The organism is Pseudomonas sp. LARHCG127, from assembly GCF_052871455.1.
The window spans coordinates 295,387-310,225 of sequence record NZ_JBIXJT010000006.1; the positions used below are offsets into that span (position 1 = coordinate 295,387).

17 protein-coding genes and 1 tRNA gene are annotated in these 14,839 nt (G+C 60.3%); 7 read left to right on the plus strand and 11 right to left on the minus strand.

The genetic code is table 11. The features are described from left to right. Window position 1 precedes the first annotated feature (1 nt). From ACIPQ1_RS13065 to ACIPQ1_RS13090, 6 genes are all read left to right on the plus strand, one after another. On the plus strand, window positions 2-1,285 hold the full coding sequence (locus ACIPQ1_RS13065) for an NAD-dependent epimerase/dehydratase family protein (protein ID WP_446534250.1): 1,284 nt from the start codon (window positions 2-4) through the stop codon (window positions 1,283-1,285). Continuing rightward, window positions 1,275-2,861 carry an FAD-dependent oxidoreductase gene (locus ACIPQ1_RS13070; protein WP_446534251.1) on the plus strand — a complete coding sequence of 529 codons (1,587 nt, stop codon included), beginning with the start codon at window positions 1,275-1,277 and terminating at the stop codon, window positions 2,859-2,861. The genes ACIPQ1_RS13065 and ACIPQ1_RS13070 overlap by 11 nt, the downstream gene beginning before the upstream one ends. Continuing rightward, entirely contained in the window at window positions 2,858-3,967 is a 1,110-nt protein-coding gene (gene wecB / locus ACIPQ1_RS13075) for a non-hydrolyzing UDP-N-acetylglucosamine 2-epimerase (protein ID WP_446534252.1), read from the plus strand. Before ACIPQ1_RS13070 ends, wecB begins: the two co-directional genes overlap by 4 nt. Then, window positions 3,958-5,064: a glycosyl transferase gene (locus tag ACIPQ1_RS13080; protein ID WP_446534253.1), complete on the plus strand. Its 1,107-nt coding sequence runs from the start codon at window positions 3,958-3,960 to the stop codon at window positions 5,062-5,064. The genes wecB and ACIPQ1_RS13080 overlap by 10 nt, the downstream gene beginning before the upstream one ends. 60 nt (window positions 5,065-5,124) lie before the next feature. Beyond that, complete coding sequence (locus tag ACIPQ1_RS13085) at window positions 5,125-5,388, plus strand: hypothetical protein (RefSeq protein ID WP_411385043.1); 264 nt, start codon at window positions 5,125-5,127, stop codon at window positions 5,386-5,388. An 81-nt stretch (window positions 5,389-5,469) separates the two neighbouring features. Then, window positions 5,470-5,556, plus strand: a complete 87-nt coding sequence (locus ACIPQ1_RS13090; RefSeq protein ID WP_442087941.1) for a hypothetical protein — start codon at window positions 5,470-5,472, stop codon at window positions 5,554-5,556. A 103-nt stretch (window positions 5,557-5,659) separates the two neighbouring features. Here the strand turns inward: ACIPQ1_RS13090 and ACIPQ1_RS13095 are convergent, their stop codons facing one another. Beyond that, window positions 5,660-5,977: a type II toxin-antitoxin system RelE/ParE family toxin gene (locus tag ACIPQ1_RS13095; protein ID WP_411385044.1), complete on the minus strand. Its 318-nt coding sequence runs from the start codon at window positions 5,975-5,977 to the stop codon at window positions 5,660-5,662. Between the two features lie 2 nt (window positions 5,978-5,979). Then, complete coding sequence (locus ACIPQ1_RS13100; protein ID WP_250962202.1) at window positions 5,980-6,210, minus strand: type II toxin-antitoxin system ParD family antitoxin; 231 nt, start codon at window positions 6,208-6,210, stop codon at window positions 5,980-5,982. Window positions 6,211-6,319: 109 nt separating this feature from the next. On the opposite strand from ACIPQ1_RS13100, the gene ACIPQ1_RS13105 reads away from it, so the two are divergent. Further along, window positions 6,320-8,341, plus strand: coding sequence for a DKNYY domain-containing protein (locus tag ACIPQ1_RS13105; protein ID WP_446534254.1), 2,022 nt, complete (start codon window positions 6,320-6,322; stop codon window positions 8,339-8,341). Here the strand turns inward: ACIPQ1_RS13105 and ACIPQ1_RS13110 are convergent. The 9 genes from ACIPQ1_RS13110 to rpmI all read right to left on the minus strand — a co-directional run bounded on the left by ACIPQ1_RS13110 (window position 8,338) and on the right by rpmI (window position 14,813). Continuing rightward, window positions 8,338-9,378: a zinc-dependent alcohol dehydrogenase family protein gene (locus ACIPQ1_RS13110; protein ID WP_411385046.1), complete on the minus strand. Its 1,041-nt coding sequence runs from the start codon at window positions 9,376-9,378 to the stop codon at window positions 8,338-8,340. The two genes, ACIPQ1_RS13105 and ACIPQ1_RS13110, sit on opposite strands and share 4 nt — an antisense overlap. Before the next feature lie 119 nt (window positions 9,379-9,497). Next, the gene (locus tag ACIPQ1_RS13115) at window positions 9,498-9,737 is read right to left on the minus strand and encodes a YceK/YidQ family lipoprotein (protein ID WP_186706641.1); all 240 of its coding nucleotides are present in this window, start codon (window positions 9,735-9,737) and stop codon (window positions 9,498-9,500) included. 154 nt (window positions 9,738-9,891) lie between these two features. Then, window positions 9,892-9,968: transfer RNA gene (locus ACIPQ1_RS13120), tRNA-Pro, on the minus strand. Between the two features lie 89 nt (window positions 9,969-10,057). Next, entirely contained in the window at window positions 10,058-10,414 is a 357-nt protein-coding gene (locus ACIPQ1_RS13125; RefSeq protein WP_003179985.1) for a MerR family transcriptional regulator, read from the minus strand. After that, the gene (gene ihfA, locus ACIPQ1_RS13130; protein ID WP_002553164.1) at window positions 10,395-10,697 is read right to left on the minus strand and encodes an integration host factor subunit alpha; all 303 of its coding nucleotides are present in this window, start codon (window positions 10,695-10,697) and stop codon (window positions 10,395-10,397) included. Before ihfA ends, ACIPQ1_RS13125 begins: the two co-directional genes overlap by 20 nt. Before the next feature lie 3 nt (window positions 10,698-10,700). After that, complete coding sequence (gene pheT, locus ACIPQ1_RS13135) at window positions 10,701-13,079, minus strand: phenylalanine--tRNA ligase subunit beta (RefSeq protein WP_411385047.1); 2,379 nt, start codon at window positions 13,077-13,079, stop codon at window positions 10,701-10,703. A gap of 26 nt (window positions 13,080-13,105) precedes the next feature. Beyond that, window positions 13,106-14,122 carry a phenylalanine--tRNA ligase subunit alpha gene (pheS, locus tag ACIPQ1_RS13140; protein ID WP_186706639.1) on the minus strand — a complete coding sequence of 339 codons (1,017 nt, stop codon included), beginning with the start codon at window positions 14,120-14,122 and terminating at the stop codon, window positions 13,106-13,108. A 109-nt stretch (window positions 14,123-14,231) separates the two neighbouring features. Next, window positions 14,232-14,588 carry a 50S ribosomal protein L20 gene (rplT, locus tag ACIPQ1_RS13145; RefSeq protein WP_002553161.1) on the minus strand — a complete coding sequence of 119 codons (357 nt, stop codon included), beginning with the start codon at window positions 14,586-14,588 and terminating at the stop codon, window positions 14,232-14,234. Window positions 14,589-14,618: 30 nt separating this feature from the next. After that, entirely contained in the window at window positions 14,619-14,813 is a 195-nt protein-coding gene (gene rpmI, locus ACIPQ1_RS13150) for a 50S ribosomal protein L35 (protein WP_002553160.1), read from the minus strand. Window positions 14,814-14,839 lie beyond the last annotated feature (26 nt).

Here is a 14,839-nt window from a genome sequence, read left to right on the forward strand (position 1 = left end):
CATGAAGCTATTGATAACCGGCGCGACAGGCTACATCGGGCAACGTTTGTCCGCCCTCGCGACGGCAAGGGGATACGAGGTCATTTGCGCCACCCGCCAGCCGGGCCCTGCCCCCTATGCCTGGCTTCCTTATGACCTGCGGGGCCCGGCGCCCGAATGCCCGGCCGGCACTCAGGCGCTGATCCATTTGGCGGCCGACACCTCGACCGGTGCCGACAACGACGCGGACGATGAAGTCAACGCGGCCCTGGCGCTGATCCGATGCGCCCAACAAGGCTCGGCCAGGTTCATCTTCATCTCCAGCCAAACCGCCGAGCCCACGGCCCCGAGCGTTTATGGCCGGACCAAGTGGCGCATCGAACAGCATGTGCTGGCCGCCGGGGGCACCGTGATCCGCCCCGGGCAAGTCTACGGTGGTCCCGAACGCGGCCTCTTTGGCCTATTGTCGGGGCTGGTTCGCCGAAATCCGTTCATTCCGATTCTCTGGCCAGCGCCTTGCATACAACCCATCCATGTCGATGACCTCGCGGCCTCGATATTGGCCGTCGTCGAGCGGGACGACATTCGTGCCGAAATCCTCAACCTGGGCGCCGTGCAGCCGATTGCCTTCGACCGCTTCCTGGCGGCGATTGCAGCGCACCGGGTCCGTGCCGTTCGCCTGCCAATTCCCCTGCCGGTGGTACTGCTCAGGCTGTTGCGTCGGTTGCTGGGGCACTCCATGGGCGCGAAGCTGGGCCTGGAGCGGATTTTTTCCCTCATCCACCTGCCGCCCATGGACAGTGAGCGTTCCCTGCAAAAACTCGGCGTTCAACTGCGCCCGCTCGCCCACGGCATGCATCGCTCCGGCCGGGGGCAACGTCGCGGGCTTCTCCAGGAAGCCACGGTTCTCTTGAACTATCTGCTCAAGCGCCCGCCGCAAAGAAGCCTGGTCAGTCGCTATGTCAGGGCACTGGAGCGTGGGGGGAAAACCCGCCCCGTCATTAGCTCACGCTTGCTGATGAGCTGGCCGATACTCCTGACGCTGCTGGACACCCCCGGCGTCCTGGGCAAGCCCGACGGCCAGGCGCTGGCCTGGCGCCTGCAGGTTGCACTCGCTATCGCCGAAGCCAGCCCCCAGGGCGCCCAGGTGTTTCTCGGTATCCAACAATCGCGCAGCCCTGTCGCCACGCTGGTTGCGCTGGGGCTCACCGCGACCAAGGCGTTGACGTGGAAGCTAGCGGCGTTGTCAGGCCGGCCCTTTGCTCGCCAGCTGTTACGTGAAAGTGAAACCCACCGTGAAGCCTGACTTCGATGTGATCATCGTCGGCAGTGGCCCGGCCGGGACGTCGGCGGCCTATCCGTTGGTCAAGGCGGGCCTGAAAGTCCTCATGATCGATGCCCAGGCCAACATCGGCTCATCGGTGCTGCCAACCCGCCCGTTCCTCAGCGCCAGGGCCAACGATGCGCATCAGTGGAAATGGATGATTGGCGATAACTTCCACGCCTTGAACCAACTGGACGCGGTATCGCCCAAGCTGAAGACACCGACCCACGCCCATGTCTTCGAAGGATTCAGCGCCGGCAATCGCATCGAGACCGACAACTTTATCGGCGTCGGCTCCCTGGCCACCGGAGGCTTGTCCAATGCCTGGGGCTGCGGCGTGGCAACGCTGGGTGCCAGCGACTTAGCCGGGCTGCCCATCGATCATGCCGAGATGCAAGCGTCCTATGAAACCGTCGCCCGCCGGATCGGCATCAGTGGCCGGATCGACGATGATCTTTCAAGCTATTTCGGCCTCGATGAATGGTCGCAACCGCCGCTGGCGCTGGATGCCCTGCACCAACGTCTGCTCGATCAGTACGCCCGGCGTCGCTCGGCGTATCCCGAGCAGGGGTTTCGCCTGGGCCGCTCCAGGGTCGCCGTCTTGAGCCAGCCCCTGGACGCGCGCAAGGCCTGCGACCTGTCGGGAAACTGCTTGTGGGGCTGTCAGAACCAGGCCTTGTATAGCGCGTCGCAAGAGCTGCAAAAGCTCAAGCAGTACCCGGGATTCCAGCACGTCCAGGATTTCCTCGTGGAGGATCTGCAGAAACAGGACGGTTCATGGGCGGTCACCCATCATCGTTCTTCCCGGCGCTTCTGCGGTACACGCCTGCTGCTGGCGGCGGGCACCCTGGCCTCGACCCGACTCGCCCTCAAGGGCCTGAATCATTCGGCCCCGATACCGCTGCTGTCATCGCCGACAGCGGCCTTCCTGTTGTGGCTGCCAAAAATGCTCGGCACCCCGAGGGCACCGGCATTTGGCTTGGGCCAGCTATCCTTCACCCTGGCGCTGACGGCCGGTGCGACGGCTTTCGGCTCGACATTCAACACCACAGGCTTGCCCATGACCGAGTTTGTCAACCGGATCCCCCTGAGCAAACGCTACAGCATCGAGTTGCTGAAAAACCTGCTCAGTGCCTGCGTCGTCGGGAACCTCTTCCTGCCCGGGCACCTGTCCCACAACACGGCGGCCTTGCGCCCCGATGGCTCGTTGAGCATCAACGGCCACGTGCATCCCGAACTCCCCGGACTCATGAAGACTGCCGAGACAAAGCTTCGCCGGATCTATTGGAAAATGGGCGCGCTGTTGATACCCATGAGCTTCACCGTCGGCAGGCCGGGGGCAGATATCCACTATGCGGGCACGCTGCCCATGCACGCGACGCCCCGGATCGGGCAGACCGATCGCCTTGGCGAAGTCGCCGGCTTGCCCGGTGTGCATGTTGTCGACGGTGCCTGCTTGCCCAGGCTCACCGAAAAGTCCCACACGTTGACCCTCATGGCCAATGCGGACCGGATAGCCCGCTCACTTGCCACCACGATAGGACATCAAAAGGCATGACCCACAAGGTACTTTGCATCGTTGGTACGCGTCCGGAAGCCATCAAGATGGCGCCCGTGATCAAGGCGCTCCAGGCCGAAAGGAATATCGCTTGCCGGGTGCTTGCCACCGCCCAGCACCGAGGCCTGCTGGACCAGATCCTGGCCGGCTTCGCAATCACGGCCGACCTGGACCTGGACATCATGCGTCCCAACCAGTCATTGGCGGCCCTGACCTCTCGCCTGCTGCTCGAACTCGACAACGTCTTGCAAGCCGAGCAACCCGATGTCGTCCTGGCTCAAGGCGACACGACCACGGTCATGAGTGCCGCCCTGGCGTGTTTCTACCGGCAGATTCCCTTCGGCCATGTCGAAGCGGGCCTGCGTACCGGGGACCTCTGCAATCCGTTCCCCGAGGAAGCCAACCGGGTCATCGCCGGCAAGCTCACTCGCTGGCATTTCGCGCCCACCCAGGGCGCCGTGGACAACCTGCTGCGCGAAGGCGTCAGCGCCAGCGATATCACCCTGACCGGCAATACCGTGATCGATGCCCTGCTGATGACCGCGGCACAGGACTGCGCCTTGACTGTCCCATTGGACGCGAGCAAACGCCTGGTGCTGGTCACCTCCCATCGGCGGGAGAATTTCGGCGAACCGTTCCAGAATATCTGCCAGGCCCTCAAGCACCTGGCCGAACGGAACCCGGGCATCCAGATCCTCTATCCCGTCCATCCCAACCCGAACGTCAAGGAGGTCGCACACCAACTGCTCGGCCAGACCCCGAATATCTTGCTCTGCGCACCACTGGATTACGCGCCGTTTATCGCGGCAATGAAGCGCTCGTACCTGATCATCAGTGACTCCGGGGGGGTGCAGGAAGAAGCCCCGGCCCTGGGCAAACCCGTGCTGGTGCTGCGGGAGGAAACCGAACGCCCGGAGGCGGTCGACCTCGGCGTGGTCAAGCTGGTGGGCGCCAACCGGGACCTCATCGTCGAACAGGCACAGCGCCTGCTCGACGATCCCGAGGCTTACCAGGGCATGGCACGTGGGGTTTCCCCCTATGGCGACGGCAAGGCCGCAGCACGTATCGTCGATGTGTTAAGGCAGTACTTCCAGCCATGCGCATGATTTACCTGTCGCCGCTGCCATGGGCCAGCTTCAGCCAGCGCCCCCATCACTTCGTCGATTGGTATCACCACCAGACCGGGGCGCCGGTGCTCTGGATCGATCCGTACCCGACACGCTTACCCACGCTTAACGATTTCAGGGGCAAGCCGCCCGTGACCGATCAGCAAAGCGCCAGCGCTCCACCCTGGTTGCAGGTCCGCAAACCCCGTAGCTTACCCATCGAGCCCCTGCCAGGCTCAGCCATGCTGCTCAAGCGACTGTGGCGTGACCTGTTCAACGAGGCCGTGGCATTTGCCGCCCAAGGGCCCTGCATGATCTGTGTGGGGAAACCTTCCGAACTGGCCCTGCAGTTGCTGGCGCTGATCCCGCAAAGCCCCGCCGTCTACGATGCCATGGACGATTTCCCAGCCTTTTATGAGGGCCTGTCACGCAGGTCCATGGAACGTCGCCAGGCGCAGCTCATTCGAGGGGTGGGCACGGTACTGGCGTCGTCCAACCCGCTTCGCGACAAACTCCTGGGCATGACCGATCAGGTAGCTCTGGCCCTTAACGCTTGTGACCTGCATGGACTGATGCCGGTCGAGCGCCTGGACCTGGGTGCCAAGCAGCAGGTGCTGGGTTATGTCGGCACGCTGGGTCGTTGGTTCGACTGGGACCTGGTCATCGCGCTGGCACGGGCCAATCCTGGCAATCTCGTCCGGCTGATTGGCCCTGTCTTCAACCCCCCGCCTTGCGCATTGCCGGCCAACATCGAACTGCTTCCGGAATGCTCCCATGCCAGTGCAATCGCGGCCATGGCAAGGTTTTCGGTGGGTCTGATCCCGTTCAAGCGCAACCGCCTGACGGCCTCGGTCGACCCGATCAAATACTACGAGTACCGCGCCCTCGGCCTGCCTGTCATTGCCACTCGCTTCGGTGAAATGGCCCTGCGCGACCGGGAGCCGAGCGTCTGGATCGTGGAGGAAGGCACCGATTTGCGCAAAACCGTCGTCGAAGCGCTCGCCAGTCAAAGCGATTGTTCGGCTGTTCAGCAGTTTCGTGACGCCCATCGTTGGGCCCAGCGTTTTTCTGCGATCAACCTCAAACACGCGCCATAACGGCCGATACCCCGGATAAGACCCCACCACTGGGGCGCAGGACGGAACGGTAGGTCAGTCATGACAGAAATTTATTTGCTGATAGCGCACGGCACGGATCAGGGCGAAGCTTACGTGCTGGGCTGGTTCGACGACCGGAGCAAAGCCCGGGAAGTGGCCGAACAGAAAGAATGGGAAGCGTACCGCGCCAGCCTGAAGGAGAAACACCCGTGGTCTAGCCACACACCGCTGGCACCGGACCAGACGGACTATCGTCGCTACTGGATCAAGACCATCTCGAAATTCGAGCATGTGCCAGTGCCGAGATCTTTTGCGGTCCATTGATCATCACGACTGAATATTCGACGAAACGCGCGTGATCGGTGGCGGTCTAGACGATTAAGCCCATCCGATGAGAGCGTTCTTATGTTGAAATTCCTTGGCGGCACCGTAGGCATCATTTTCCTGATTGGCCTGATCGTGGTGATTGCGCTGTTCAAGTTCATTTTTTGAGCGTGGCGGCGGTCTTTGGTTTGGTGTTCATTTTTTTCAGACGTGAAAAAGCCCAATCTTTGCAGATTGGGCTACGTCATTGCCGCCAAACGTTTCGCTTGCTTCATGACGACATCCATTCAGGGATATCCCGCATGGCGTGTAAAACTCGCCATACGTCAATGTGCTCATCGCGCTCTACGTAGAACACCAGATAGGGATAACGCTTCAGCGGCCAGCAGAGTAATCCGGAAATATCCAGCTCATGGGCGTACCTGGACATACCCGATGCCGGATGGCGGCTGATATGCGTATAGGCATTTTCCAGGGCGTCGATGAAATTGAGTGCCGCCTGCTCGGCCTGCTCACCTAGGTAATAGTTGATGGCGTCCTCTACATCCTGGCTGGCAAGAGCTCGCGGAATGACGGGTTTCGCCTTCATCCTCACCCTTTGCGCACCTTAGCCCGTAGAGATTCGAAGTAGTCGCCATTCACAGGAGCAGTGGGATCCGACTCAGCCCCGGCCAGTACCAGGCCACGAAGGTGCTGCCGATCCTGATCCTTGCGAATCAGTTCCCGCACATATTCGCTACTGGTGCTGTAGCCTCTCTGACTAACCTGATCATCTATAAAAGATTTAAGAGCGTCTGGCAGCGAGATGTTCATGGTACTCATGACTTTGCCTGTTTTTTGACAAAATTTGCCAAAGTATACACCCTTGGGCCTGCCTCGCCAGGGGCGAGCTCGCGGGGGGCCAACCATCAGACGTTCAGGTCGCATCGACATGACAGACATAGACACGGATAAGGCTGACTGGGAAACGCTTAACCTTGAATGGCATCAAGGCTTCGCGTTCATGGACGGCGTGCTGCTGGGCGACGGGCAAGTGCCTGATGTGTACATCATGCTCAGCCCTGAAGGCGCACGCCCCGGCGAACTGGCACAAGCTGCCAACGCCGGGCACTATCCGCCCTCGCCCTTGCTGGCCGGTCAGCCGGTTTGGCGGCATCGACGCAGCCCTTGGGTCTTGCGCGACGTCCTGCGCGACTACTACCTGCTTCCAGCCTACCGGGCGCGCCACGGCTACCACGTGCTCCAAGCCTTGCCGTTTCGGTTCGACAGTGGCCTGGAAAGCCTCGGCCACCAGTACTGGCGTGACGCAGCCGGCGCCTATTGGTTCGGCGAGTACGCGATCAGCCAGATTCCCGAGGCCCGATCCGACAGCGTGGCCCTGTTGCCAGAGTCGCCCGCCTCGGTGACTTCAGCGTCCGCCCTGTTCAGCGACGGGATGAATATCTTTTTGCAGGGGCAACTTCTCGCCAGCGCCACGGCGCGGGTGCGGTATTGCAATCACCCGTCCTATCGAGTGATCGACGATCAGGTCTACAAGGGTTTCAAGCCCTTGCACCAAAAGGACGGCACGCCGCTGCCGGTGGCAAACCCGGACGACTTCCAGATGCTCGCCCAACGCTGGGGCACCGACGGACAGTCGATCATCGTGCAAGCGCAGCAAGGTTCAAGCATTTCCTACGAATACTTCTACCGCATCGACAATGCCGACCTGGCAACCTTCACCGTGCTGAATGAACGCTACGCCAAGGACAAGCAACGCGCCTATTACCTGACCGGCAAGAGCATCCGCTACGTTGGCGATTTCCACCTGCTCAAGTGCTGGCAGCCGACGTTCGATGAATGCGGGCGCGTGGCCAGCGCCAGCGAATACGAGGATGATTATTTTGCCGTGGACGACAGTTTCGTCTATGCCGCCGGGACCCGCATGCGTGACGCCCATGGCCCAAGCTTTCGCCATTTGGGGTTCGACTATTACCGTGATCACCTGCACGTCTACAGGCGCCAGAAACGCCTCGATGTCGACGCGCAAAGCTTCGTCGTGACCCAGCTCTGTCGCAATGACCAGGATTACTCTCCCGTGCTGGCAGGCGACAAGCACGGCCCGCTGGGCTCAGACGGGATCATCGATGCGGCCATGCAAGAGGCCTGGGCACCTTATTTCGAGGCCCATCCGCAGTTGGAGGGTTACTGGTGGCACCGTTTGCGGGCAACAACCGAGGCCGCGCAAACACACGCGCAAACGCAGCCGCTACAGGCCATCGGTCTCGGATTCGAACTAGGCGACCAGGTGTATTTCCATGGCCGCGCGATCAGCGGGTTGGACGCAGCGAGTTTCAAATTGCTCGACACGCACCTGTGCGGCGATGCCCAGGGCTTGTATCTGATCCCGTTTCATAACGCCGAAACGCAAGTGCCTGAACGGTTTTCCCAAGAACCCGCGGAGCACTTCCGCGCGCTCGGTGGGCCCTACCTGACCGACGGAAAAATCGTGTTCTGCCACCGGATTTTCTACCATTCTCCCGAACCGATTCGTAAGGCCCATGTGGCTACCTTCGAGTCCCGCGATCATGGCTGGGCCCAGGATCAAAATGCGGTGTATTACTACGGCGAAGCGAAAAAACGCCTACATCCCTCGGATACCCGCATTCTCGGCACCTATGCCGTCAGCCCTACCCTGATCCTCTCGGAAGGCAAACCGCTGGATGTACCGTTCGACCCCGACGAAGTCCGCGTGCCCCACCCTGATTTCCTGCAACTGGGCACGCGCAAGTTGTTCTGTCACCGACGGCCCGTCAGCGCCAAGCGTATCGACCTGGCCACCCTGGAATTCCTGAGTGAGCGCTATGCCCGAGACAGGAACCGAATGTACTACTACGACGGTTATGCAACCCTGACCGAGGTCGATGAAGCACAGTATCAGGAATCCCTCGGCCAGCCGGTGGCAAGCGTCTAGAACTGCGTCACCACCGTCACCCCTGCCGTGTCGAACCGGTCCATGTTCATAAGCGCATCAATGGATTGTTCGAGGCTGATGGTCTTGCCCACCAGTTTTTCAGGTGCCAGCTTGCCGGAGGTGATCATGTCCATCATTGCGCCGTAACGGTGTGCCTGCATGCCATGGCTGCCGCAGATCTCCAGCTCATAGGCAATGACTTTGCTCATCGGGATCGCCGGCGTGCTGTGATCGGCCAGCATCAAACCGACCTGGACATGCCGGCCACGCCGTCTCAGATTGTTGATGGAGTTGAAGCAGGTCGTTGGATGACCGAGCGCATCCAACGAAACATGAGCGCCGCCCTTCGTCATCTCAAGCACCGCCTCGGTCACATCCGCCACACGGCTTGCATTGACCGTCGCAACGGCACCAAGCGACTGGGCAAGCTTGAGCTTATCGTCGGAGATATCAATCGCGATAACGTTCGCCCCGACAGCGTGGGCGATCATCACCGCTGACAGCCCCACACCACCACAACCATGAACCGCCACCCACTGGCCCGCCGTGACCTTGCCTTGATCGACCACCGCACGGAACGACGTGACGAACCGACAACCCAGGCTCGCCGCCGTGGCGAAGTCCATGTTGTCCGGCAGCGCAACCAGGTTCAAATCCGCCTGGTGAATCCCAACATACTCGGCGAAAGAGCCCCAATGGGTGAACCCCGGCTGAAACTGACTGTGGCACACCTGCTGGTTGCCGCTATTGCATTCCGGGCACGCGCCACAGCCACCGACAAAAGGCACGGTAATGCGATCGCCCACCTTCCATCGGGTGACGTCCTTGCCCACCTCCGCCACGATCCCTGCCAATTCGTGGCCGGGCACATGGGGCAGCTGAATATCAGGATCATGACCTTTCCAGCCATGCCAGTCGCTTCGGCATACGCCCGTGCCGAGGACCTGGACAACCACACCGTGACGCTCGGGGGTTGGATCTTCGACGGTCATCACACGTGGGGGTTGGGAAAAGGCTTCGTAAACGACGGCTTTCATGCAGGATCCCTCTACTTTGGAAAAGCGCTATGCCTGAACCCTGGCTCGCGGACTGGCCTGGGCACAAACAAACGTCAACAGTAGCCACAAACGCCCCTGCACGTAAGAGCCTCTGTCGCTTAGAGGTTGCAGCTGTATTGATATTCGAAGGGAAAGAATACGGTATCGACCACCAAGGAGAACGGTGCGTCGATCAGCAGGAAAGGGATCAGCTTTCCTTTGGACGTGCCCACCAGCCACCAGTCAAAGCGCAGGCCGATGTAGGGGCATCGGTGTTTGTCGTAGTCCATTCGCATCGCGGTGGCCATACAGCCGCTTAGGCTGGTGATCAGCACCAGTAGAACCGCTTTCCGTAGCACGTAGTGTCCTTATTATGCTTTTGCCCGGCTGCGCAGGCAGGCTTAGTCGGATCTTCAGCACCGGATGCGAAGGAACATGGCCACAAATTTTGCGCAGGCACAAAAAAGCCGATCTATCTGATCGGCTTAACTGCCTGATTTTACTCAGTAAATATGGTCGGGACGGAGTGATTCGAACACTCGACCCCTAGCACCCCATGCTAGTGCGCTACCGGACTGCGCTACGCCCCGACTAGGCGTGAATCTTGTTCCGCTTCTCAGCGGAACGCTCAGGAATATAACGCAAGCTTTTGAAAACTGGAAGTATTTAAAAGCAGAAATTATTTCTTGAGCACCACCAGTACATCTTCGAGCTCGGCGATCATCTGGCGGATCATCTGTTTGTACTGGGTTGTATCGTCCTTGGCCTCATCACCGGAGAGGCGCAGGCGTGCGCCGCCGATGGTGAACCCCTGGTCGTACAGCAGCGCGCGGATCTGCCGGATCATCAGCACGTCTTGTCGCTGATAATACCGGCGGTTTCCGCGGCGCTTGACCGGGTTGAGTTGAGGAAACTCCTGCTCCCAATAGCGCAGCACGTGTGGTTTTACCGCACACAGCTCGCTGACTTCACCAATGGTGAAGTAGCGTTTGCCCGGGATGACGGGTAGTTCGTCGTTATGACTTGGTTCCAGCATAAGCCTCAACTCGGGCCTTCAACTTCTGCCCTGGACGAAAGGTGACCACACGGCGAGCCGTGATCGGGATTTCTTCTCCCGTTTTCGGATTGCGGCCAGGCCGCTGGCGTTTGTCCCGAAGGTCGAAATTGCCGAAACCGGACAACTTGACCTGTTCGTTGTCTTCCAGAGCGTGCCTGATTTCTTCGAAAAACAGTTCGACCAATTCTTTGGCCTCCCGTTTATTCAGGCCCAGCTCCTCATACAGACGTTCCGCCATCTCAGCTTTCGTCAGAGCCCCCATACGTCACTTCCTTAACGTGGCGTTCAACCTGGTTTCGAGCGAGGTGAGGATATTTTGCGTTGCGGTATTCACCTCATCGTCATTAAGAGTGCGCGATGGATGCTGCCAGGTCAAGCCGACTGCAAGGCTTTTTCTATGCGGATCAATACCTTTACCCTGATACACGTCAAATAGCCTGAGGTCCGTTAGCCATTCGCCTGCATTTTCACGAATTACCTCCAGTACAGCACTGGAAGCGACCTCACGGTCGGCCAGCAACGCCAGGTCACGACGCACTTCAGGAAAGCGCGATAACTCCTGGAATTTCGGCATTTTCCCCTGTGCCACTTCGGCCAGGACCAGCTCGAAAACGAAGACGGGACGATCGAGGCCCAGGGTTTTCGACAGCTCTGGGTGAATGGCACCGACATAGCCGACTTCACGCCCGTCTCGCTCGATCCGTGCAGTCTGCCCCGGATGCAGCGCCGGGTGCTTGCCCGGTACGAAAGTGAATGCGTCGAGCGCGCCGGCGAAGCCCAGCACCGCTTCCACGTCAGCCTTGACGTCGAAGAAGTCGACGACATCGCGACCTTGCGCCCAGCCTTCCGGCAAGCGACTGCCACAGACGACACCGGCCAACATCGGCTCTTGCTTCAAGCCTTCCAATTGACCGACAAAACGCAGGCCGCTTTCGAACAGGCGCACGCGATCCTGCTGGCGGTTCAGGTTGTGCTGGAGCGACTTGACCAGGCCCGGCCACAGGGACGAACGCATGGCGGCCATGTCGTTGGAGATCGGGTTGGCCAGCAACAGCGGCTCGACGCCCGGACTGAACAGCTCGAACTGGCGTGGATCGATGAAGCTGTAGGTGATCGCTTCCTGATACCCACGGGCCACCAGCAGGCGGCGCAGTTCCGGCAGGTCGCTGCGGGCTTCAGCCTTGGCTTGTGGGGCCAGGCGGGCTTGCGGGTAGCGAACCGGCAGGCGGTTGTAGCCGTACAGGCGGGCCAATTCTTCGATCAGGTCAACTTCCAAGCTGATATCGAAGCGATGGCTTGGCACTTCGACGCGCCACTGCCCTGCCCCAGCGGCGCTGATGTTCAGGCCCAGGGCGCTGAGCAGGCGTTCGACTTCGGCCGAATCCATTTCCATGCCCAGCATCTGGGTGATGCGCTGGGCACGCAGGGTGATCGGTGCAATCTTGGGCAGGTGCTGTTCGCTGACAGTCTCGATGACCGGCCCGGCTTCGCCACCGGTGATATCCAGCAGCAGGCCGGTGGCGCGCTCCATGGCTTCACGGGCCAGCTGCCAATCCACGCCTCGCTCGTAGCGGTGCGAGGCGTCGGTGTGCAGGCCATAGGAACGAGCCTTGCCAGCGACGGCGATCTGGTCGAAGAACGCGCTTTCCAGGAATACATCGCGGGTGGTGGCGGATACGCCGCTGTGCTCGCCACCCATCACGCCGGCAATCGCCAGGGCGCGGGCGTGGTCGGCAATCACCAGGGTGTCGCTGCGCAGAGTCACTTCCTGGCCGTCGAGCAGCACCAGCTTCTCGCCCTCTTCGGCCATGCGTACGCGGATGCCACCGTTGATTTCGGCGAGATCGAACGCATGCAGCGGCTGGCCCAGCTCCAGCATGACATAGTTGGTGATGTCGACGGCGGCGTCGATGCTGCGCACGTCGGCGCGACGCAGGCGCTCGACCATCCACAGCGGCGTTGGCTTGGACAGGTCGACGTTACGGATCACCCGGCCCAGGTACCGCGGGCACGCCGCCGGCGCCAGGACTTCAATCGAACGCACTTCGTCATGCACGGCCGGCACGGTCGCGACCGTCGGACGCGTCACAGGAGCGGCATACAGCGCGCCGACTTCACGGGCCAGACCCGCCAGGGACAGGCAGTCGCCACGGTTCGGCGTCAGGTCGACCTCGATGCTCGCGTCGTCCAGGCCCAGGTATTCACGAATGTCCTGGCCCACCGGCGCATCGGCCGGGAGTTCCATCAGGCCATCGTTGCCTTCGCCAATCTGCAGTTCGGCCTGGGAGCACAACATGCCGTTGGACTCGACGCCGCGCAGCTTGGCTTTCTTGATCTTGAAGTCGCCCGGCAGTTCGGCGCCGATCATGGCGAATGGGATCTTCAGGCCCGGGCGCACGTTGGGCGCGCCGCAGACGACCTGGAAGGTTTCCGCGCCATTGCTGACCTGGCAAATCCGCAGCTTGTCAGCGTCAGGGTGCTGCTCGGTGCCCAGCACCTCGCCCACCACCACACCACTGAATGCACCGGCGGCCGGTGTCACGCTATCGACCTCGAGGCCGGCCATCGACAGGCGAGCAACCAGCTCGTCCTGGCTTACCTGCGGGCTTACCCAGCCGCGCAGCCATTGTTCACTGAATTTCATCCTGCTCTCCTAAAGGTTCGTTACGACTAGCGAAATTGCGCGAGGAACCGCAAGTCGTTGTCGAAGAACAGACGCAAGTCGTTCACGCCGTAACGCAGCATGGCCAGGCGTTCCACGCCCATGCCGAAGGCAAAGCCCGAGAATTCTTCCGGATCGATTCCGGACATGCGCAGCACGTTCGGGTGAACCATGCCGCAGCCCATGACTTCCAGCCAGCCCGTCTGCTTACAGACGCGGCAGCCTTTGCCGCTGCACATCACGCATTCCATGTCGACTTCCGCCGAGGGCTCGGTGAATGGGAAGTACGAAGGGCGGAAACGCACGGCCAGCTCTTTTTCGAAGAATACCCGCAGGAATTCTTCGATGGTGCCTTTGAGGTCGGCGAAATTGATGTCGCGATCAACCAGCAAGCCTTCGACCTGATGGAACATCGGCGAGTGGGTGATATCGGAGTCGCTGCGATACACACGGCCTGGGCAGACGATGCGGATCGGCGGCCGCTGCGATTCCATGGTGCGGACCTGTACCGGCGAGGTATGGGTGCGCAACAGCATGTTCGCGTTGAAATAGAAGGTGTCGTGCATCGACCGGGCCGGGTGATGGCCTGGGATGTTGAGCGCCTCGAAGTTGTGATAGTCGTCTTCGACCTCGGGGCCTTCGGCAATGCCGTAGCCGATGTGGGTGAAGAACTGCTCGATGCGTTCCAGGGTCCGGGTGACCGGATGCAGGCCACCAGAAGTCTGGCCACGGCCAGGCAGGGTCACGTCGATGGACTCGGCGGCGAGCTTGGCGGCCAGGTCCGCCTCCTCGAACAACGCCTTGCGCGCATTGAGGACCTCTGTGACACGCTCCTTGGCAACGTTGATCAGCGCACCGACCTGCGGACGCTCTTCGGCTGGCAGGTTCCCCAGGGTCTTCATCACCTGAGTCAACTCGCCCTTCTTGCCAAGGTAGTGAACCCGGATTTGCTCCAGGGCATTGATATCTTCAGCGCTTTGCACAGCCTCTAGTGCTTGAGCGACCAGCGCGTCCAGGTTTTCCATGTACAGACTCCAGATACAAAATAGGGGAAGAGCTTTAAGGCTCTTCCCCTATTTATGACGTTTGACACCTGGGCCCACAGAGGTGGGCCCAGGTGACTGCCGGGGGTACTTAAGCCAAGGTGGCTTTAGCTTTCTCGACAATCGCAGCAAACGCCGCTTTTTCGTTCACTGCCAGATCAGCCAGAACCTTACGGTCGATCTCGATGGACGCTTTTTTCAGGCCAGCGATGAAACGGCTGTAGGACAGACCGTTAACACGAGCACCAGCGTTGATACGAGCGATCCACAGAGCGCGGAACTGACGTTTTTTCTGACGACGGTCACGGTAGGCGTATTGGCCTGCCTTGATTACCGCTTGCTTGGCAACACGGAATACGCGGGAGCGCGCGCCGTAGTAGCCTTTAGCAAGTTTCAGAATTTTTTTGTGACGCTTACGGGCAATGACGCCACGCTTTACACGAGCCATGAGTTACTTCCTCTATTCTTGATCCAAAAATTAACGAAGGCGCAGCATGCGCTCGACTTTTGCCACGTCAGACGGATGCAGCAAGCTGCTACCGCGCAGTTGACGCTTACGCTTGGTCGACATTTTGGTCAGGATGTGGCTCTTGAAAGCGTGCTTGTGCTTGATACCGTTAGCAGTTTTCAGAAACCGCTTAGCAGCACCACTTTTGGTCTTCATCTTTGGCATGTTCGGATACTCCGCATTCAGTTGAT